This window comes from Methanomassiliicoccales archaeon, from assembly GCA_026394395.1.
GTDB lineage: Archaea > Thermoplasmatota > Thermoplasmata > Methanomassiliicoccales > UBA472 > UBA472.
Map to the genome: position 1 here is coordinate 121,627 of JAPKYK010000001.1, position 19,450 is coordinate 141,076.

Sequence of the window (19,450 nt, forward strand, 5' to 3'; positions counted from 1 at the left end):
AGCCGATCTACCAGCCGCGCTCCTGCATCCGCTGCTCCTTGGTCAGGGTGGAGATCTCTATGCCATGCATGGCCTCTCCTAGTCCCCGGGACACCTCAGCGATGACCTTGGGGTCGTCGAAGTGTGTGACCGCCTCCACGATGGCCTTGGCTCTGACCGCCGGGTCATTGCTCTTGAAGATGCCGGAACCGACGAACACCCCGTCGCTTCCCAGCTGCATCATGAGAGCGGCGTCCGCAGGTGTAGCGATTCCGCCGGCGGCGAAGTTGATGACCGACAAGCGCTGCAGACCGGCGACCTCCTTGACCAGATAGAACGGGGCCTCGATCTGCCTGGCGATCACGGCCAGCTCAGCGTCCTCCTTGCCCTTCAGTTCGCGTACCTTGCCCATGATTATGCGCTGGTGGCGCACCGCCTCGATGATGTTGCCGGTGCCTGGCTCTCCCTTGGTCCGGACCATGGCCGCACCTTCGTCGATGCGCCTGAGGGCCTCGCCCAGGTCCCTGGCCCCGCAGACGAAGGGGACGGTAAAGCCCTTCTTCACCACGTGCATGAACGGGTCGGCCGGCGTCAGCACCTCCGACTCATCGATCATATCGACGCCCAGGGACTCGAGCACCTGGGCTTCCACGAAATGCCCTATGCGGCACTTGGCCATGACCGGTATGGTGACCGAGTCCATGATCTCCAGGACCTTGACCGGGTTGGCCATGCGGGCCACCCCGCCCTGCGCCCTAATGTCGGCGGGCACCCTTTCCAGGGCCATAACGGCCACCGCGCCGGCCTCCTCCGCTATCCTGGCCTGCTCGGCATTGGTCACGTCCATGACCACTCCGCCCTGCTGCATCTTGGCGAAACCGCGTTTTACTAGCTCAGTGCCGTGTCGCAGTCCGGATAGGTCCAACTTGAACACCATTTTGCTCACCAAATTGGCTTACCTGCAGGGCTTTATTTATCACTTTTCCCAATCATCCCCAGCAAAGTTGGCATTCAGGCGGTCAGAAAAGCATAAAGACGTTGCGGACCTTCATTGGCCCGATGTTCGCCAAGAGAATGGAAGGCGTTCCCGAATCCGGGACCGTCAAGATCGCCAACCTGGTCAGCAAGCTGAAGGCTGAGGGAGTGGACATCATATCCTTTTCCATGGGCGAGCCAGACTTCCATACCCCCGACAACATCAAGGAAGCCTGCGTGCGCTCCCTTGCTCGCGATTTCACCTATTACACCCCTTCCGCCGGCATCCCTGAGCTGAGGAAGGCCGTGGCGGAGAGGAGCCGCCAGGGCAACAAGATACCCTGCGAGGCCTCCAACGTCCTCATCACCCCCACCAAGCAGGCCATATTCATGACCATGCTGGCCATGGTGGACCACGGCGACGAGGTGATCGTCCCGGACATCGCCTGGGGGACCTTCGAGGCCTGCGCTAAGCTGGCCGGCGGTAACGTCCGGTACGCCAAACTCTCCCCGGAGAAGGCCTTCCGCATGACCCCGAAGAGCCTGGCCGAACAGATCACCAAAAAGACCAAGTTGGTGGTCCTGAACTCCCCCTCCAACCCCTGCGGGGCCGTGCTCACCAAGGAGGACGTTAAGGGAGTGGCGGACCTGGCCAAGGACCACGACCTCTTCGTCCTGGCCGACGAGATATACGATCAGTTGGTGTTCGAGGGTGAGCACATCTCCATCTCCTCCCTGGACGGCATGTTCGAGAGGACCATCACCGTCAACGGTTTCTCCAAGACCTACGCCATGACCGGTTGGAGGGCCGGTTGGGCCATCGCCCCCCCGCCCATCTTCAAGGAGCTCAACAAGCTGCAGACCCAGTCCATCACCTGCGTCACCTCCTTCGTGCAGGAGGCCTGCCTGGAGGCGCTGCGGGGGCCGCAGGGGTCCGTGACCAAGATGAAACAGGAGTTCAAGGCCCGCCGGGACCTGGTGCACTCCCTCATCGAGGCCATACCCGGCCTGGAATGCCCCATGCCTAACGGGGCCTTCTACATGATGCCCTCCTACGCCCACGACATGACCTCGGAGGACATGGCCACCTACCTGTTGGAGGAAGCTCACGTCGCCGTCACCCCTGGTTCGGCGTTCGGTCCGGCCGGAGAAGGACGCTTCCGTCTCTCCTACGCCGCCAGCCGTACGGACATCAAGGAAGGCATGGCCCGCATCGAGAAGGCCTTGGCCAAGCTGTGATCAGTCCGGCGGCAGAAGGTTCGGGATGCCGTCCTCGATGACGTAGGACGCCTGGCATTTTCCACAGACCAGACGCCCCTCGGCCACTTCGCCCCCATCCTCCCGCTCCACCACCAGGTCCAGCGGATGATGCTTGCAAACCGGACACGCCAGTATGTCCAAGAGGTCCTTCTTCATCAGCTTTGACCAACGTCAAGGGCGCATAATAACCTTTCATCATGGTCTGGTCGCTAACTATTTATCTGATTCTCCACATCGAGCGGCCTGGAGAGATGCATATGCGCCGATTGGACCTTAGGAGCGACACGTTCACCCTGCCTACGAAGGAGATGCTGGATAGCATACCGTCCGCTGACCTGGGGGACGATGTGGAGGGAGAGGACCCCACGGTGAACCAGCTACAGGACACGGCGGCCAAGATGTTCGGGACCGAGGGCGCCCTGCTGGTGGCCAGCGGCACCATGGGCAACCTAGTATCCCTGATGTCCCATTGCCAGAGGGGCGACGAGATCATCCTGGAGAACGACGCGCACATCTACTATTATGAGCTGGGCGGAATGTCCGCCATCGTCGGGGCCATTCCCCGGCTCATCAAGGGCAACAGGGGCAAGTTCACACCGGCCCAGCTGGAAGAGAGCATCCGCCATGCGGACCTTCATTATCCAACGACCAGGCTGGTGTGCATCGAGAACACCCACAACCGGGGCGGTGGCACGGTGTGGACACCGAAGGAGGTGGCGGAGGTGGCCAAGGTCGCCCACGAGCACGGCCTGAAGATGCACTGCGACGGCGCCCGTATATTCAACGCCGCGGTGGCGTTGGACGTGGACGTGAAGGATTACATGAAGCACCTGGACAGCCTGAGCTTCTGCCTGTCCAAGGGACTGTCCTGCCCGGTCGGGTCGGTCGTGGTGGGGAGCAAGGAGTTCATCGAGGAGGCTCGCAGGAACCGCAAGATGGTGGGCGGGGGGATGCGTCAGGCCGGCATCATCGCCGCTCCCGGCATAATCGGTCTGACGAAGATGGTAGACCGGCTGAAGGAGGACCACCAGAACGCCAGGAGGCTGGCTGAGGGGCTGAACACCCTCCCAGGGGTCAAGGTGGATATGGACGCAGTACAGACCAACATCGTGCTGGCCGACATCACCGGGACCGGCTGGGATGTGGACTATTTCGTCAGCCGGGCCTGCAAGATCGGGGTCCTGGTGTTCGAGTTCGGCAACACCAAGGCCCGTTTCGTCACCCATTACGGCATCGAGCCGGAGGACGTCGACGAGGCCGTGGCCCGCCTGAGGCGCCTGTTAAGCCATTGAAGGCATGGAAACCTATTTCAGCCCGGGGTTTTTACCCTCTCAGGCCGGAACTCAGGATATACCGCGGGGCCGGCGGGGAATACATATCTTCCGATGCGCATTAACAATAAAGGGATTCACTTGAGCAGGAGACTTTTCACGGTCGGTCCGGTGGAGGTTTTCCCGGACACACTTGATTCGATGAACAGGGGCATGATGGTCCACCGGGGCAAGGACTACCAGGACCTGCAGCACGGGGTGGTGGAGAAGCTGCACAAGATGCTGGACATCGACATGGAGATATACCTTGCGCCGGCCTCGGCCTCGGGGTTCCTGGAGGGCTGCGTGCGCAGCGCCGTGGACACCAAGATGTGCGGCCTTTCCAACGGCTCCTTCGGCGACCGCTGGCAGCTGATCGGCCAGGAGAACGGTAAGCAGGTGCAGAAGATCAACGGGGAGTGGGGCAAGGCGTTGCGCAGATCGCACGTGGCCGGAAAGCTGGAGAAGGACGTGGAGGCGGTTACAGTGGTGTCGAACGAATCGTCCACCGGCGTCCTGAACCCCATCGCCGAGATCGTGGAGGGCGTGAGGGAGCAGAGCGAGGCCCTCATGATGGTGGACGGCGTGACCTCCGTGGGTGCCGTGGACCTGAAGCTGCGGAAGCTAAACTTGGACGCCCTGGTGTTCGGCAGCCAGAAGGCTTTAGCGCTACCGCCGGGCCTGGCCGTGGTCTGCGTCTCCTCCCGACTAATGGAGAAGGCGGCCAAGGTCAAGAACCGCGGCTACTACCTGGACCTCATCCAGTACAAGAAGCTGGCCGACAAGGACCTGCCGCTGACCACGCCTCCGGTGTCCCTGATGTACGGGTTGAACTACCAGCTGGACAAGATTCTTAAAGAAGGGGTGCAGAACCGCTACGCCCGCCATCAGCGCATGGCCGACATGGTAAGGAAATGGGCCTCGGAGCGCCTGGGCCTCTACGCCGAAGAAGGCTTCCGTTCCAACACCATCACCGTGGTCAAGCTGAACGGCATGGACTTCAAGGAGTTCGACAAGCGCCTACGGCAAAAGGGATTTGAGGTATCCCCGGGATACGGGAACGTCAAGGACGAGACGTTCCGGATCGGGCACATGGGCGACCTGACCGAGAAGGACATCCAGGAACTCCTGGACGTCATGGACGTGGTAATGGAGGAGATGAAATGAAGCTCTTAGTCACCGACGAACTGTCAAAGGAAGGCTTGGAGATGCTGACCAAGGACTCCGGGGTCCAGGTCGACGTTAAGCCGAAACTGCCGCACGATGAACTGCTTAAGATCATAGGCCAGTACGACGGCCTCATCGTCCGCAGCGGCACCAAGGTCACCGCCGATGTCGTGGAGGCGGGGAAGAAGCTGAGGGTCATCGGTCGCGCCGGAGTGGGCGTGGACAACGTGGACGTGGACGCGGCGACCCGCCGCGGCATCCTGGTCATGAACACCCCGTCCGCCAACATCATATCCGCGGCGGAGCACACCATGGCCATGATGCTGACCATGGCCAGGAACATCCCCCGGGCCGACGCCTCGGTCAAGGCCGGCAAGTGGGAGAGGAGCAAGTTCACCGGCGTGGAGCTCATGGGCAAGACCCTGGGCATAGTGGGCATCGGTCGCGTAGGCGGAGAGGTGGCCAAGCGGGCCAAGTCCTTCCAGATGAAGCTGGTAGGATACGACCCGTACATCTCCCAGGAGCTGGCGGTCAAGCTGGGGGTGCGCATACTTTCGCTGGAACAGGTGCTGTCCGAGGCGGACTTCATCACCATCCACACCCCACTGACGCCTACCACCCACCATCTGATCGGCAAGGCCCAGTTGGAGATGTTGAAGCCCTCGGCGCTGGTGATCAACTGCGCCCGCGGGGGCATCATCGACGAGGACGCCCTGTACGAGGCGCTCAAGAACGGCACCATCGCCGGAGCGGCGCTGGACGTCTTCGAGGACGAGCCGCCCAAAGGCTCCAAGCTCCTGACCCTGGACAACCTGGTGGCCACGCCGCATCTGGGCGCTTCCACCAAGGAGGCGCAGGAGAAGGTCTCCATCGAGATGGCCGAGCATGTCAAGATGTTCCTGGTGGACAACAAGATCACCAACGCGGTCAACGTGCCCATCAGCCGGGTCGACCCTAAGGTCGCCCCGTTCATCGGGCTGGCCGAGAGGCTGGGAGCGTTCTGCGTGCAGCTCTCCGACAGCCCGGTCAAGAAGATCGAGGTGGAATGCCACGGGGAGATTGCCAACCTGGACACCCGCATGGTCACCGTGTCGGCGATCGTCGGCGTGCTGTCCATCGTGGTCGGCGAGAACACCAACATAATCAACGCCAGCAGCATCGCCCGGGAGAAGGGCATACAAGTGGTGGAATCCAAGGTGGATGAAAGCAGCCACTACACAAACATGCTGGTGGTCCGCATCTCTTCCGACGGATACAAGGGGGAGGTGCGCGGCACGGTGTTCCCCTCGGACCAGTTCCGCATTATCGGCGTGGACGAGTTCGACCTGGACATGCCGCTGGAGGGAGACTTCCTGCTGACCAAGCACCACGACATGCCAGGCATGATCGGCAAGATCGGCACCCTCCTGGGCAAGCGGGACATCAACATCGCCCGCATGGGCGTGGGCCGGGCGGACAAGGGTGGCAACGCCCTGATGCTGATCGCCGTGGACCAGGAGGTCGGAAAGGCGGTGGTGGCGGAGTTCCGCGCCCTGCCCAACTTCCAGGACGCCCGTTCCATCGTGCTCAGCCACATGCGGACCCGGGAATACATGAACATCTGAGGGGCCCCGCCCCTCTTCTCAACCTTTTTCCTTTTTCAGAGCTTCTCCTCCACGCTGCGCACCTTCCTATCCATCCCGCCATGCCAATTTCGCCGGTCGTCGATCTTGATGATAGTCACGGCCCTTTCGCTCATCTGCATCACCCGTTCATGGCAGCGCATTACCACCGGAATGACCTCGTCGCCCTCCCCCTCGAGCACGGTGCCCATGGACGTCAGCTCATACACCAGACCGCTCTCCCTGACGATGCGCACGCATTCGGCCACATACGAACTGAGGCTGGAGCCTACCCCGACAGGGATGATCGAGAATTCCACTATCATATGGCTCACCTATCATACCACCTATTTGCAGGACGACCGTCTTGAGCTTTTCCTGCACAAATAATAAATAATTAATAATTTATAAAATGTAATAGTTTTAAATATGAAACATCCAAAGGAACTCGCTCATTTTCAATAACTATTTATACACCATAAATGGTGTAAAAAGTCTATAACACTTCAAAACCGATTCACACTGAGGGATTTATAGATGAGAAGCGTTAGCAAGGACAAGTCACGAGCTTTTCCATTGGAGACAAAGGGAGCCCGCAAATCGGTCCCCTTCTCTTTGGTGAAGGACGTAAATGCCAGCAGTTTGGATGTTTTGGGTAGCAAGGGGAGATCGGACATGGAACCCTCTTTTGAGATATGTTTTGATGGAAATTGCACCACCCTCACCGTTGAGGACCTCACGCAGGCGATCAAGAACGGCATAGACCGCGATGGCATGCCGGATGAACAGGCCCGTTCCATGGCCCAGCACGTTCTGAACTTCTTCGGTTATAGCGAGAGGATCATCGACAACATCCTAGAGCCCGAGGACCGCGACGCCTTTTATCAGCTAGAGGACACTGGCATCCTGACCACCGAGCGCGAGGAGACCACCCTCTACGACGGCCGGGAGTGGCGCATTCATTACTGGCTCTTCAGGAAAGAGAGAATATATCAGCTCATCAACGCCAACGCCATCATGGACCACATCGCCGACGATTCTCTGGCCTGCTATCAGGACCCCGAGAACTGGCAGCGGTCAAAGTAAGATGGTGGAACCGGGCTCACTTTCGGTGGGCCCAAGGCAATCATATTTATCATAGCCGCATTCAGAGCGGGCGTGGACCTTTTCCCCTATCCTCCGCGCCCCAATCAGGTGGAGTTCGTGCGCACGGTGGAGCGCACCATGCTGGACCGAAGCCATCTGGTCGTAGAGAGCGGTACGGGGAGCGGTAAGACCGTCTGCGCCCTGTCCGGAGCTCTCCAGGCCGCCCTGGCCCGGGGCAAGAAGGTCCTGTACCTGACGCGAACGAACTCGCAGGAGAAACAGGTGATCCTGGAGCTGCGCCGCATCAACGAGAAGATGCCGGTGTTCGGCGTGGCCCTCCAGGGAAGGCAGGGCACCTGCCCTCTGGTCCGCCGGGACAAGGAACTAAGCGCAGGAACTCCCGAGGAACTGTCCAAGATATGCCAGGACAAGCGCCGACGGGTGTTGGACGACCGTCCCGGAGGTTGCCGGTTCTTCAAGGGGCTGCAGGATGTGGACTGGGAGCAGCTCCTGGACCACTGCAAAAGAACGCTACCCACCGCCGAGGAGCTCATCGATTATTGCGATTCCCTGAACATCTGCCCTCATGAGGTCATGAAGGAGCTGGCCAGGGAGGCCCAGGTGGTGGCCGCCCCCTACGCCTACTTCTTCATGCCCTTCATCCGCAACTCGTTGCTAGACTGGATGGACTGCCCCATGGAGGACGTCCTGCTTATCGTGGACGAGGCCCACAACCTCCCCGATTATACCAGGGAGATCGAGAGCTTCCAGCTCTCCCGATTCATGCTGGAAGCGGTGGCCAAGGAGGTGGAGGAATACGGCGACCCCGAGATCTGGAAGGGGGTCAGCCTGAACGACGTGCGGGAGGTTTGCAGGCGCATGCTGGACGAGGCGGTGCAGGACTACCTCATCGACGAGGACGGCCTCATTCCCCCCTCGTTCCTGGAGGAAGGGCTCATGTCGGCCTTCACCGCCAGCTCCCACTCCCTGATGGCCATGTCCAAACTGATCATGGAGCAGGGGGAGATTATCCGGGAATCGCGCTTCGCCCAGGGCCGGCTGCCGAGGTCCTACACGTATTCGCTGGGGGCGTTCCTCAGCTACTGGTTCACCATCGACGAGGAATGCTTCGTCAAGCTGGTGGTGGGCGGGGAGAACCCCTGCCTCAAGGCCTACTGCATCGACCCGGTGATCACCACCTCCGCCCTGCTGGGATGCGGCGGCTCCTTGCACATGTCCGGAACGCTGGTCCCCTTGAACGAATACCGCGACTCCATCGGACTTCCGGCGGAAAGCGCCCTGGTGACCTTCCCCTCCCCCTTCCCCAAGGAGAACCGCCGGGTGTTCTACGTGGAGGACGTCTCCACGAAGTACGAGGAAATGCAATCATCCCCAGAGATGGTGGAGGTCATGGAGGACCATGTGGTCCAGGTGTGCAACGGCGTGCGCCGAAACACCGTGGTCTTCTTTCCCTCCTACTCGCTCATGGACCGTTTCGTGGCCGACGGGGTCTCCCGACGCATCTCCCGCAAGGTGAATCTGGAGGAGCGGGGGATGGCCCAGCTGGAACTTATGGACGTGGTCACCCGGTTCAAAAAAGGGACCGAGGGCGGGCAGGTGCTCTTCGCGGTCATGGGCGGGAGGATAAGCGAGGGGATCGACTTCCCGGAGGACGAGCTAGAACTGGCCATCGTTGTGGGAATACCTTACCCACGGCCCACGGCCAAGCAGAGGGCGCTGCTGCACTACTACGAGCTGAAGTTCCGGAAGGGATGGGAATACACGGTGAAGGGCCCGGCCATCCGCAAACTGCAGCAGGCCATCGGCCGTCTCATCCGAACCGAGAGGGACGTCGGCGCGGCCCTGGTGCTGGACCGGCGCATAACCCAGTTCACCGACCGCCTGGAACTGGTGCCGACGGAGAGACCGCTGCAGGACATCCAGCAGTTCTTCCGCGAAAGGGGGAAGTAGAAAGGTTCATAACCGGCTGGAGGGATTCGCGCCTATGGACCTCCTTCTGCTGATTCTCCTGGGATTCTGGCTGATGCTGCCCTCCTTGCTGCCCAATTCGGCGGCGGTAGTGTTCGGCGGCGGCCGGCCAGTGGACGGAAGAAGGTCGTGGAAAGGCAAGCGGCTGCTGGGGGATGGCAAGACCTGGCGAGGGCTCATCGGGGGCATTTGCGCCGGCATCTCGTTAGGCATAATCCAGCTTTACATCGCCTTCCCCTTCGACCGCCTGCATTTCTTCGGCTTTGGAGGTTTCCCGGAGAACCTGGGCGTGGTGGTGGTGCTGGCCACCGGTTCGCTCCTGGGGGACATGGCCGGTTCCTTCGTCAAGAGGCGGCTGGACATCGGCAGGGGAGACAAGGCGCTGATCACGGACCAGTACACCTTCCTGCTCGGCTCTTTCGTCCTGGTGATCGCGGCCTTTCCCGACTGGTTCCTGGACCATTTCTGGCGGGACTACGGGTGGGTGTCCTTGCTCGCCATCCTCATCATCACCCCGGTGCTGCACCGCGGCGTGAACATAATAGGCTACAAACTGGGACTGAAGAAGGTCCCCTGGTGATCACATGAGCGAAGAACTCAAGAAAGCGCTGGTGGGTTGCGGGGCCATCCTCTACGGGGATTTCACCCTGGCCTCGGGCAAGAAGAGCAAGTACTACATCGACATAAAGAAGGCCACCACCGACCCCAAGGTGCTTGGTCTGGTCGCAGACCTCATGGCCAAGGAGATGGGGCAAGAGGTGCAGCGCATCGCCGGCGTGGCCCTCGGCTCTGTGCCGCTAGCCGTGGCCCTGTCGCTCCGGACGGGCATCCCTTTCGTCATGGTGCGCAAGGAGAAGAAGGACCACGGGACCGGCAAGCTGATCGAGGGACAGCTCGACCCTGGCGAGAAGGTGCTGGTGGTGGAGGACGTCATAACCTCGGCCGGTTCGGCGGTCTACGCGGTGGAGACGCTGCGACAGGCCGGAGCGGTCGTGGACAGGGTCATGTCCGTGGTGGACCGCGAGGAAGGCGGAAGAGAGGTCCTGAAGAAAATGGAAGTGGAGATGAAAGCGCTGCTCACCGCCAGCAAGATCTTGGGGAACTGAATGCCCTTCGATCCGGACTGCCGCCGCTGCCCCCTGTGCCACGGACGCATTCAGGTGGTCCCCCCCACTGGCGACCTGTCATCAAGAGTGGCCCTGGTGGGCGAAGCGCCGGGGGCCAAAGAGGACGAGATGGGCCGACCGTTCATCGGTCGGGCAGGAAAGATCCTGGATGGACTGATGGGGGAAGCCGGTCTGGACCGGAGCTCAGTGACGATAACCAATACCGTTAAGTGCCGCCCGCCGAAGAACCGCCGTCCCAACGCCGAGGAGATGGAGGCCTGCCGTCCCTACGTCCTGGAGGAGCTGGCCGGGAAGGAGTTCGTGCTCGCGCTCGGTCTAAGCGCCGCCGAGGACCTGCTGGGCCGTAAGCTGGTCATGAAAGACGCCGCCAACCGGACGTTCGAGATGGAAGTGGGCGGAAGGCCGTTGAAGATAATGGTCACCTATCATCCCTCGGCCTGCATCTACCGTCCGCCGGCTAGAGAAGTATTGCGCGAGGCGCTGAGAGCCGCCGCTACCTACTTGTGAGAGCTGCGGAAGCGCTTCTTGAAAAGGAACTTCATGTTCTTCCAGCCGTCCTTCCAGCTGGATAACTTCACCTCGCCCACCCTCCGACGGTAGATGATGGGAGCCTCCTGGCTGCGGACCTTGCGGAACGCCTCTATCTTGATCTCCTCGGACATGGGCATGCCATCGTCGCTAAGGAGAAGGCGGTCCAGTATGTCCCGACGGAACACCCACATCCCGCTCTGTGAGTCCTTTATCCTAACGCCAAAGAACAGGTTCAGGGTGAAGGTCAAGGCGAAATTGCCCAGCCGGTGCTTGGAGCTCATGGCCCCCTTCTCCAGCTTGGCGAAGCGGTTGGTGGTGATGAACTCCAGGTCCTGGTCTATCAGCATCTTGTAGAGCTGCGGGATGTCCTCCGCCGGATAAGTGCAGTCCGCGTCCAAGGTGGCGATGACCTTGCCTCCGGCCCTCTCGAAGCCGGTCTTGTACGCCCGTCCATAGCCCCGGCGGGGCTCCTCGATGACCACCGCCCCCTTCTCCACGGCGATCTCCCGGGTGCGGTCCTTGGAATTGGTGTCCACGACCAGCACCTCGTGCTCGAATCCATTCAGGGCCTGGTGCACGCTGTCGATGACCTGCCCTATGGATTCCTCCTCGTTCATGGTGGGTATGATCACGCTGATGTCCATTTTGGTCCGGCCCCGACGTTATAACGAGAGGGGGCTAATAATGCTTTCAGGCCGGTGTTTTCTGTCCACCGCCGAAGAGCTTGAAGGCGATATAGCCCATCCAGGCGAATCCCAGTCTAAGGAAGGCCCAGAAGGTCATACGTTGACGGAACATTCTCAAGGGGTCGTACTTGGACCACAGGTTCCCGTGCTTCATGGTCAACTGTTTCCTTCCGACCCCGTTCCAAAAGGCCTGGTTGAAGAAACCGTAGACGGTCCCCCGGGTACGGTTGTAGATTATGGCCTTGGGATTGTGGACGATGTTGAAGCCGGCGTTGGTGGCCCTGATGTTAAAATCTACGTCCTCCGCGGTAATGAACCAGGGGTCCACACCGCCGATGGTCTCGAAGACCTGGCGGCGGAAGGCCAGATTGCATCCGGGCCAGGTGCAGTCGAATCCCTTGTTGTACAGTTCGACCCGGTCCAGCGTCTCCCAGGCGCTTAGGCCGATGTTGATGGACCTGCCCGCCACCATGTCCGCCCCTTTTTCCACGATACAGCGTCGTATCTCCTTGATCCAATTGGGATTGGCGATGCAGTCCCCGTCGGTCAGGGCGATGATGTCTGCCGTGGCCTTGCTCAGCCCAAAGTTCAGACTATCTCCCCTGGTCCGACCAGCCACGTAAAGGTGGACGAACGGGTAACGGGATTCGTACTCCTTGACGATTTCCCGCGTGCGATCGGTGCTGCTGCCATCTACCAAAATGATCTCGACGGGGCTCTCCTGCACCACTAGGGAGTCTATGGCATCGGCTATATTGTCCTCCTCATTCCTGATCTTGAGGACGATGGAGACGAGCATCCCCCCTTTATCCACATTGCATGTATAAAAGTTCCCTGGCTCCGAAGTTCACAAGGACATGCGTTCTTACGCCTACAGACGGAGCCTCCGAAAGATGGTATTCGATTCGAGCCTCCGATTACCAAGATCCCGGCCATACCATCTGCTGTGAAAAGATTGGAGGACCACGATCCTCCATAAGGTCGGTCTACACCGTCTGTCAGACATCCTGTCACACAAATCGTTCATATCGCGATTAATCCCTGGCCTTAGATTGTAATCTTCGATTTGCCTCATAATTACATGTGAAATCAAGGTTTCACATCAGGTAATTTTTTCTCGCTGGACATCAATCCTTCGAGAATAAATTATATATATGCAACATAATATACATTATATGTCCGACACATGTCGGACTCGTGATGGGATGCACTCGAGCGAAGGCGAGCAAGATAGAGCACCTTCGCACTTCGTAGGGGGACTGGCATGTACCTTAAGCAGATCGAGGTCGAGAACTTCAAGTCGTTCGGAAAGAAGCTGACCATACCAATGCTCAGCGGCTTTACCGCGGTCACCGGCCCCAACGGATCGGGTAAGTCCAACATCGCCGACGCCATTCTTTTCGTCCTTGGTCCGAAGAGCTCCAAAGCCATCCGGGCCGGCAAGCTCTCTGACCTGATATTCAACGGCGGTAACGCGAAAGCGCCCGCCAATCACACCCGCGTCTCCCTAGTGTTCGACAACGCCGATCGCACCATCCCCTTGGACGAGGACATCGTCAAGCTCACCAGGTATGTCAAGCTCTCCGATGCCGGGGAGGGCTACAACTCCTATTTCTACGTCAACGAACGAAAGTCCACCCTGACCGAGTTCGATTTTCTACTCTCCAGCGCCCGCATCAGCGCCGAGGGCTACAATCTGGTCCAGCAGGGCGACGTCACCCATATCGTGGAGATGTCCACCATAGATCGCCGGCGGGTGCTGGACGAGATATCCGGTATCGCCAAGTTCGACGAGGAGATCCTGAAGGCCGAGGTGGAGAAGTGCTCGGCCCAGGACAACATAGACCGCATAGCCATCATCCTGGGCGAGCTGGACAAGCAGATCCGCCAGCTGGAGCAGGAGCGCGGTGCGGCCCTCAAGTACCTCGAGATGAGGGACCGGCTGTCCCTGGCCAAGGCCCGGCTTGCTCACAAGCGCAAGGAAGGGGCGGAGGCCGAGATACGCGGCATCAGCGAGCAGATCGCTTCCTATTCCAAGGAGATCGAGGCCCACAAGACCCGCAAGGCCGAACTAGAGTCCCAGATCAGGTCCATCGAGGACCTCTATCTCAAAAAAGAGAACGAACTTCAGGCCAAGGGAGGTGCTGAGTTCCAGCAGCTGAAGGAGAAGATGGACGGGCTGCGGGTGGACGTGGCCAGAGCATCGGACCTGCGCGAGAGGTCGACGGAACAGATGGGCGAGGTCCGTGACGAGATCAAGGCCCTGTCCGAAGAGCGGGACGCCCTACTGAAGGAAAAGCAGGGGCAGGAAGCGTCATTGGTCGCGACCAGCGCCGAACTGAAATCACTGGACGAAAAGGTCAAGAAACTGCAGCGCGACGAGGCCAAGCTGAAAGGGGAGCTCAGCTCCTACGACAGCGAGCTCTCGGCCCTGGAGAAAATCATCAAGGAAAAGGACCAGCATATCCGTGAGAGGTCGGAGGCGCTGCACGTCAAGAAGCTAGAGAAGGAGCGCCTGGAGAGGCTGGCCCAGGACCTGGGGGCGGAACTGGAGGCGCTGCACGCCGAACAGGAATCCGCCGATTTCGAGGTCAAGGACCTGGACTGGAGGGTAAAGGAGATAGGCAAGCAGGGCAAGGACTCCAGCGGGTCTCTCAAATCCATGCAGGAGCAGTTCTATTCTAAGAAGAACCGGGAGACGCAGCTCACCAAGATGGCCGCCGAGCTGGAACAGGCGGTGCGCAACCTCACTCGGGAGTATAATCACCTCAAGGCCGAAGAGGAGGCGGCGGTCAACGTCGCCCGCGGCTACAACCGTGCGGTCAAGGCCATCTTAGAGGCTAGGGACCGCAGCGAAATGAAGGGGATACACGGAACCATCGCCGAGCTGGCCGATGTCGACCCCAAGTACGAGGTTGCACTGAACGTAGCCGCCGGCGGCCGTATGCAGTCCATTATCGTCGAGGACGATGAGGTGGCCTCCAACGCCATCAACTACCTGAAGCGCAGCGATCTGGGACGGGCCACGTTCCTGCCGCTCAATAAGATGCTAGACGGCAAGCCCCGCGGCAAGGCCCTGCTAGCGGAGAAGGAAGCTGCTGGGTTCGCTATCGATCTTATAAAGTTCGACGAGCAGTACCGAGCCGCCTTCTGGTATGTGTTCGGGGACACGGTCGTGGTCGACACTTTACAAAAGGCAAGGCAGCTCATGGGCGGCGTGCGCCTAGTGACCGCCGGCGGCGAGCTCATCGAGGCCTCCGGGGCCATGGTCGGCGGAACGGTCGAGGGCAGCAAGCTCAAGTTCGGCTCTGGAAAGGGCAAGGCCGACGAGGTGGCCGAGGAGCTACGCAAGGCCACGGAGCAGGCCGACAAGGTCTCCACGGAACTGACGACGCTCCGGCAGGAGGTCATCGACCTGGAGTCGAAGATCCGCGAGATCAGCGGCTCGGACCGGGGCAAGGGTATCGAGCTGGAAGGTCTGAAGAAGCAGCTGGCCGAGCAGAAGGTCCGTTCCAAGAGGGTGACAGAGGGCGCCGCGGCCAAGCAGACCGAGAAGGAAAGGGCGCTGTCCCAGACGGCGGAGCTCGGGCTACAAATCACCAAGATGGAAGGGGAGCTCACGAAACTGAGGGCGGAGCTGGAAGTCAGCACCAAGCGCCAGATGGAGATCGCCCCCACCGAACTTTCACAGAAGCTGAGGGAGGCCCAGTCGACGCTCACCAGCATATCACAATCACTTTCAGAGAAGCGCACTGAGCACGAATTCCTCAAGCTAAACGCCGAGGTCAGGGAAAGGCGCCTAAACGAGATGGCCGGGCAGGAGGAGCAGTTCAAGGAGAAGCTGCGCCTGTTGGACGCCCAGGGCAAAGGGGCCGGGGAGAAGGAGAACCGGTCCAAGGTGGAACTGGCCGCCCTGAAGAAGATCGAGGACTCCATGGGCAAGGAGATCACCGCCCTGCGGGACGAGAAAGAGAAGCTCCTGAGACAAAAGGGACAGGCCCTGGCCGACCGGGAGAAGGTGGCCGTGAAGCTGGAGACCTCTAATGACTTCCTCATTGGGCTGAACACCAAGAAGACCTTGGGCGAGGAGAAGCTCCGGGAACTGGTCCAGGAGATCGCCCAGCATAATCTGGCGGTGAGCTACCCGCTACCGTCCCTGGACGACATCCATTCGGAGATGGTGCTGTGCGAGAACTCCCTTAACGGCATGGGCGCGGTCAACCTGCGCTCCATCGAGGATTACGATGAGAAGAAGGCCAGGCACGTCGAGCTGCGCGGGGAGACCAAGCGGCTCGAGGACCAGAGGGACCAGCTGGTGGCGCTGACCGACCAGCTGAACGAGAAAAAGAAGGTCAACCTGGTCCAGGTGTATGACGCCGTCAACGCCAACTTCCGCCGGGTGTACGCCGAGCTCTCCGGGGGCGGAGAGGCGGAGCTGCTGCTGGAGAACCCGCAGGAGCCCTTCCAGGGCGGACTAGTCATCAAGGCCCGGCCGCGCAACGGCAAGGTACTGAGATTGGAGGCGCTGAGCGGAGGGGAGAAGAGCCTGACCGCACTGGCCTTCATCTTCGCCCTGCAGGAGTGGCAACCGTCGCCGTTCTACCTGCTGGACGAGGTCGATATGTTCCTGGACGCGGTCAACGCCGAGATGGTGGCCAACCGGGTCAAGAAGAGCAGCACCACCGCCCAGTTCGTGCAGATATCCCTGAGGAAGGTCACCCTGAACAAGGCTGACCACATAATCGGGGTGACCAAGCCGGCTGGCGGCATTTCCAACATCATTTTCAAGCCGAACATCGGCGACCTGAGCGAGCTGGAGAAGGACATAGAACTGCCTGAGGATAAGGTCAAGAGGGATGGGTAATGACAGAGGTTGGGAGCTTGGACAACGTGATGGGACATCTGATGTTCCACAAGGCATTGATCGACGAGGGGCGGGGAGCGGAGAAGATCAACCGCTACCTGGGGCTATTGCGCTCGGCCGAGGACGAGCACCAGTTCGCCGGCCGCGAGCCGCTGGACCGTTCGTTGCAGTTAGTGTTCGAGCTGGTCCTGAGCAACGACCTGGACCCCTGGGACGTGGACCTGATGAAGTTCGCCAAGCTCTACGGGCAGAGGATGAAGACCGAGGAGGTCGATTTCATCGTGGCCGGCAAGCTCATGCACATGGCCTGGAGCATACTGCACATGCAGTCCCGCGAGGTGCTAGTGCTCAACGACAACCGCCGCGATGAGCTGTTCTGCGCCGACTGGGACCTGGACGCCATGGACCAGTTCGTGGAGCACCCCCAGCCGGACGTCGACCTGAACGTTCCGGAGAACGTGGAGCTCACCGAGGTGATAAGGCACCGCTGCACGCGGCCGGTCGCGCTCATCGACCTGCTCGAGGCCTTCGAGACCGCCCAGCAGGAAGTGGAGGTATCCTTGAACCGCCAGAGGGTCCGGGAGCAGCTGCTCAAGGCCCAGGAAAGGTTCGACGGCAAGAGCCACAACGACAACCAGGAGAAGGACGTCGCTGAAACATGGGAGAGGATAATGCGCTGCGGCAACGGCCCCATGGCCCTGGAGGACCTGTTCGAGGGGGACAAAGAGGACTGCATCAAGGTTTTTGTATCGCTGCTGTTCCTGGCCCGTAACGGCAAGATATCGCTGTGGCAGGAAGAGCTTCCCTATGGCCAAATATTCCTGGAGATCAAGCTGCCCTGGGAGATCGGCCAGCTGGTGGACGGTCAGGAGGCCCAGCTCCCGGTGGCCCACGCCCAGATGGTGATGTGAAGTGGACCGTGCGGTGGAGGCCGTGCTGTTCGCCGCGTCCCAGCCCCTCCGGGCCAGTGACATCTCTGACATGTGCGGTCTAGGACCCGACGCCGTGCGCAAGGAACTGAGGCACCTGGAAAAGGAGTACGAAACGCGAGACTCGGCCATCCAGGTGGTCAAGATCGGGCAGAGATACTCCCTGCAGCTGCGCCCCGAGTACAATCACTACGCCTTGCCATTCGCTGAACAGGATATATCGACCGAAGTGCTCAAGACCGCGGCCATCATCGCCTACAACCAGCCGATTTTACAAAGCGACCTGGCCAAGATGCTCGGCTCCGGCGTATACGAAAGGGTGAAGGAGCTCAGACAGATGGGCCTGGTCACCGGCAAGCACGCGGGGCAGTCCCTACTGCTCAGCACCACCCGGGAGTTCTCGGAGAAGTTCGGCCTGGGGACCAAGAAGGAAGAGATAAAGGAGTGGATGGAATCAAAGTTCAAACAGTAGGCCCGACGGCCCTTGACGGATGGGCCATAACCCGCATTCCCCCGGAAACGACGACCTTTTCCTGGTCCACAGGGAGGAAGGTCAACCTGGTGGGCGTATCCGACGTAATCCTCGAAGAGGACTTCGTGGGTTACGCCCGCCAAGACCCCTCCGACTCCTGGATTCTGTCCCTGAAGCAGTGATGGCCGCACCCGAAAAGGTTTAAATCTAAGGGTACGATGACTACGGAAGTGATAACATGGTAATGCCTCTAGCGCTCATGGAGAAAACCCTGAACAAGAAGGTATCCCTCCTGCTCAAGGACAACCGCGTCTTGGAAGGGAAGCTCACCGGTTACGATGAGTACATGAACATGGTCCTAGAGGAGACCGAGGAGCGCAACGCGGACCAGGTCCGGCGGTTGGGCGTCGTGATCCTGCGGGGCAACAACGTCGTGAGCATTGCCCCCCTCTGATAACTTTTCATGAAAGCACTGATCCTGGCCGGGGGCATGGGCACCCGGCTAAGGCCATTGACCTTCTCCATTCCCAAACCCATCGTACCGTTGCTCGGCAAGCCGCTGGTCATGCACATAATCGATTCGCTGCCAGCGGAGGTGGACACGGTCGTACTGGCCGTCAGCTACATGAAGGAGACCCTGGAAGACCATTTCCGTCAACACGACTACGGCCGTCAGGTCATTCTGGTCAATGAAGAGGAGCCCCTGGGCACGGGAGGCGCCATACGCAACGTCCGGAAACACCTGGACGGCGAGTTCTTGTGCTTCAACGGGGACATAATCAGCTCCCTGGACATCGACGCCTTCCTTCGCTTCCACCGACGGATGGGGGGGATCGGCACCATAGCGCTGTGGCAGGTGCCGGACCCCTCCGCCTTCGGGGTGATAAGGATGCAGGGAGAGCGCATCGTGGACTTCCAGGAGAAGCCGGCGCCGGGAACTGCAGCCTCGGACCTGATCAACGCCGGGATCTACGCGTTCGAACCGGAGATACTGGACCATATCGGCGAAGGTGTCATTTCCTTGGAACGGGCTGTGTTCCCCCGGGTGCTGGAGCAGGGCTTGTTCGGATACAGGTTCTCCGGTCACTGGGTGGATTGCGGGACGTCGGAGAGCTACCTGACCGCCCAGTCAGTGCTCATCGATCACGGTCATAATCTTCACCGGCCAGCGTCCGAGACAGGTTCGGAGGTAAGGGGACAGAACCATCTGGACGGTGTGAAGCTCGAAGGATGCGTGGTCGGGCCGCATGTCTGCGCTCAACCTCGCTCCGCCATAATGTCCGGTTCGACCGTCGACCGCTCCACGCTCATGGAGGGAGCCATCGTGGGCAAGGGATGTCGTGTCCACAACTGCATACTGGGGCCTGGAACGGTGATCGAGGACGGCGCGGTCGTGGAGGACAAGGTACTGATCGGTCATTGAGGCGGCGTTCAGAAAAACGCACACTAGGTTTAAATGCCAGCTAACTTTTCC

General features: G+C 60.1%; 20 protein-coding genes. 15 read left to right on the forward strand and 5 right to left on the reverse strand.

The genetic code is table 11. The features are described 5' to 3' along the window. Positions 1-7: 7 nt before the first annotated feature. The gene (gene pdxS, locus NT131_00620) at positions 8-916 is read right to left on the reverse strand and encodes a pyridoxal 5'-phosphate synthase lyase subunit PdxS (protein ID MCX6650152.1); all 909 of its coding nucleotides are present in this window, start codon (positions 914-916) and stop codon (positions 8-10) included. 122 nt (positions 917-1,038) lie between these two features. Between pdxS and NT131_00625 the strand changes: the two genes are divergently transcribed. Next, a complete protein-coding gene (locus NT131_00625; protein ID MCX6650153.1) occupies positions 1,039-2,193 on the forward strand; it encodes a pyridoxal phosphate-dependent aminotransferase in 1,155 nt (384 codons plus the stop codon). Here the strand turns inward: NT131_00625 and NT131_00630 are convergent, their stop codons facing one another. Beyond that, positions 2,194-2,370 carry a methytransferase partner Trm112 gene (locus tag NT131_00630; GenBank protein MCX6650154.1) on the reverse strand — a complete coding sequence of 59 codons (177 nt, stop codon included), beginning with the start codon at positions 2,368-2,370 and terminating at the stop codon, positions 2,194-2,196. Between the two features lie 101 nt (positions 2,371-2,471). Between NT131_00630 and NT131_00635 the strand changes: the two genes are divergently transcribed. The 3 genes from NT131_00635 (at position 2,472) to serA (ending at position 6,295) form a co-directional block, all read left to right on the forward strand. Next, the gene (locus NT131_00635; GenBank protein MCX6650155.1) at positions 2,472-3,506 is read left to right on the forward strand and encodes an aminotransferase class I/II-fold pyridoxal phosphate-dependent enzyme; all 1,035 of its coding nucleotides are present in this window, start codon (positions 2,472-2,474) and stop codon (positions 3,504-3,506) included. A gap of 120 nt (positions 3,507-3,626) precedes the next feature. Then, complete coding sequence (locus NT131_00640) at positions 3,627-4,691, forward strand: alanine--glyoxylate aminotransferase family protein (protein MCX6650156.1); 1,065 nt, start codon at positions 3,627-3,629, stop codon at positions 4,689-4,691. Continuing rightward, positions 4,688-6,295, forward strand: coding sequence for a phosphoglycerate dehydrogenase (serA, locus tag NT131_00645; GenBank protein ID MCX6650157.1), 1,608 nt, complete (start codon positions 4,688-4,690; stop codon positions 6,293-6,295). The genes NT131_00640 and serA overlap by 4 nt, the downstream gene beginning before the upstream one ends. Positions 6,296-6,330: 35 nt before the next feature. Here serA and NT131_00650 read toward each other — a convergent pair whose 3' ends face one another. Beyond that, positions 6,331-6,618, reverse strand: coding sequence for an MTH1187 family thiamine-binding protein (locus tag NT131_00650; protein ID MCX6650158.1), 288 nt, complete (start codon positions 6,616-6,618; stop codon positions 6,331-6,333). Between the two features lie 211 nt (positions 6,619-6,829). Between NT131_00650 and NT131_00655 the strand changes: the two genes are divergently transcribed. The 5 genes from NT131_00655 to NT131_00675 all read left to right on the forward strand — a co-directional run bounded on the left by NT131_00655 (position 6,830) and on the right by NT131_00675 (position 11,001). After that, positions 6,830-7,378 (forward strand): hypothetical protein, encoded by a 549-nt coding sequence (locus NT131_00655; protein MCX6650159.1) that lies wholly within the window; start codon positions 6,830-6,832, stop codon positions 7,376-7,378. Between the two features lie 72 nt (positions 7,379-7,450). Beyond that, positions 7,451-9,349 (forward strand): ATP-dependent DNA helicase, encoded by a 1,899-nt coding sequence (locus tag NT131_00660; GenBank protein ID MCX6650160.1) that lies wholly within the window; start codon positions 7,451-7,453, stop codon positions 9,347-9,349. Positions 9,350-9,383: 34 nt separating this feature from the next. Next, positions 9,384-9,947, forward strand: a complete 564-nt coding sequence (locus NT131_00665) for a CDP-2,3-bis-(O-geranylgeranyl)-sn-glycerol synthase (protein ID MCX6650161.1) — start codon at positions 9,384-9,386, stop codon at positions 9,945-9,947. 4 nt (positions 9,948-9,951) lie between these two features. Beyond that, on the forward strand, positions 9,952-10,473 hold the full coding sequence (pyrE, locus tag NT131_00670; GenBank protein ID MCX6650162.1) for an orotate phosphoribosyltransferase: 522 nt from the start codon (positions 9,952-9,954) through the stop codon (positions 10,471-10,473). Continuing rightward, positions 10,474-11,001, forward strand: coding sequence for a uracil-DNA glycosylase (locus tag NT131_00675; GenBank protein MCX6650163.1), 528 nt, complete (start codon positions 10,474-10,476; stop codon positions 10,999-11,001). It begins immediately after the preceding gene. On the opposite strand, the gene NT131_00680 is transcribed toward NT131_00675, so the two are convergent. Further along, complete coding sequence (locus NT131_00680; GenBank protein ID MCX6650164.1) at positions 10,992-11,669, reverse strand: glycosyltransferase family 2 protein; 678 nt, start codon at positions 11,667-11,669, stop codon at positions 10,992-10,994. The genes NT131_00675 and NT131_00680 overlap by 10 nt on opposite strands. Positions 11,670-11,715: 46 nt before the next feature. Next, positions 11,716-12,510 (reverse strand): glycosyltransferase, encoded by a 795-nt coding sequence (locus tag NT131_00685; GenBank protein ID MCX6650165.1) that lies wholly within the window; start codon positions 12,508-12,510, stop codon positions 11,716-11,718. Positions 12,511-12,975: 465 nt separating this feature from the next. Here NT131_00685 and smc point away from each other — a divergent pair, with 465 nt between their 5' ends. From smc to NT131_00715, 6 genes are read left to right on the forward strand one after another with little or no spacing between them, the layout of a single operon-like run. After that, positions 12,976-16,575 (forward strand): chromosome segregation protein SMC, encoded by a 3,600-nt coding sequence (smc, locus tag NT131_00690; GenBank protein MCX6650166.1) that lies wholly within the window; start codon positions 12,976-12,978, stop codon positions 16,573-16,575. Continuing rightward, positions 16,575-17,486 carry a segregation/condensation protein A gene (locus NT131_00695; GenBank protein ID MCX6650167.1) on the forward strand — a complete coding sequence of 304 codons (912 nt, stop codon included), beginning with the start codon at positions 16,575-16,577 and terminating at the stop codon, positions 17,484-17,486. The genes smc and NT131_00695 overlap by 1 nt, the downstream gene beginning before the upstream one ends. Before the next feature lies 1 nt (position 17,487). Then, entirely contained in the window at positions 17,488-17,976 is a 489-nt protein-coding gene (scpB, locus tag NT131_00700; GenBank protein MCX6650168.1) for an SMC-Scp complex subunit ScpB, read from the forward strand. Beyond that, positions 17,949-18,158, forward strand: coding sequence for a hypothetical protein (locus NT131_00705; GenBank protein ID MCX6650169.1), 210 nt, complete (start codon positions 17,949-17,951; stop codon positions 18,156-18,158). Before scpB ends, NT131_00705 begins: the two co-directional genes overlap by 28 nt. A gap of 56 nt (positions 18,159-18,214) precedes the next feature. After that, positions 18,215-18,430, forward strand: coding sequence for an LSM domain-containing protein (locus NT131_00710; GenBank protein ID MCX6650170.1), 216 nt, complete (start codon positions 18,215-18,217; stop codon positions 18,428-18,430). Positions 18,431-18,439: 9 nt separating this feature from the next. Continuing rightward, positions 18,440-19,399, forward strand: coding sequence for an NDP-sugar synthase (locus NT131_00715; protein ID MCX6650171.1), 960 nt, complete (start codon positions 18,440-18,442; stop codon positions 19,397-19,399). The last annotated feature ends 51 nt before the right edge of the window (positions 19,400-19,450 follow it).

Excerpts from the sequence above, each read along its gene's own strand:
- NT131_00665 (MCX6650161.1), top strand. The coding sequence starts at position 9,384 with ATGGACCTCCTTCTGCTGATTCTCCTGGGATTCTGGCTGATGCTGCCC.
- pdxS (MCX6650152.1), bottom strand. The coding sequence starts at position 916 with ATGGTGTTCAAGTTGGACCTATCCGGACTGCGACACGGCACTGAGCTA.
- NT131_00630 (MCX6650154.1), bottom strand. The coding sequence starts at position 2,370 with ATGAAGAAGGACCTCTTGGACATACTGGCGTGTCCGGTTTGCAAGCAT.
- NT131_00635 (MCX6650155.1), top strand. The coding sequence starts at position 2,472 with ATGCGCCGATTGGACCTTAGGAGCGACACGTTCACCCTGCCTACGAAG.
- NT131_00650 (MCX6650158.1), bottom strand. The coding sequence starts at position 6,618 with ATGATAGTGGAATTCTCGATCATCCCTGTCGGGGTAGGCTCCAGCCTC.
- pyrE (MCX6650162.1), top strand. The coding sequence starts at position 9,952 with ATGAGCGAAGAACTCAAGAAAGCGCTGGTGGGTTGCGGGGCCATCCTC.
- NT131_00715 (MCX6650171.1), top strand. The coding sequence starts at position 18,440 with ATGAAAGCACTGATCCTGGCCGGGGGCATGGGCACCCGGCTAAGGCCA.
- NT131_00675 (MCX6650163.1), top strand. The coding sequence starts at position 10,474 with ATGCCCTTCGATCCGGACTGCCGCCGCTGCCCCCTGTGCCACGGACGC.
- NT131_00625 (MCX6650153.1), top strand. The coding sequence starts at position 1,039 with ATGTTCGCCAAGAGAATGGAAGGCGTTCCCGAATCCGGGACCGTCAAG.
- NT131_00695 (MCX6650167.1), top strand. The coding sequence starts at position 16,575 with ATGACAGAGGTTGGGAGCTTGGACAACGTGATGGGACATCTGATGTTC.
- NT131_00685 (MCX6650165.1), bottom strand. The coding sequence starts at position 12,510 with ATGCTCGTCTCCATCGTCCTCAAGATCAGGAATGAGGAGGACAATATA.
- NT131_00655 (MCX6650159.1), top strand. The coding sequence starts at position 6,830 with ATGAGAAGCGTTAGCAAGGACAAGTCACGAGCTTTTCCATTGGAGACA.
- NT131_00710 (MCX6650170.1), top strand. The coding sequence starts at position 18,215 with ATGGTAATGCCTCTAGCGCTCATGGAGAAAACCCTGAACAAGAAGGTA.
- NT131_00680 (MCX6650164.1), bottom strand. The coding sequence starts at position 11,669 with ATGGACATCAGCGTGATCATACCCACCATGAACGAGGAGGAATCCATA.
- smc (MCX6650166.1), top strand. The coding sequence starts at position 12,976 with ATGTACCTTAAGCAGATCGAGGTCGAGAACTTCAAGTCGTTCGGAAAG.
- serA (MCX6650157.1), top strand. The coding sequence starts at position 4,688 with ATGAAGCTCTTAGTCACCGACGAACTGTCAAAGGAAGGCTTGGAGATG.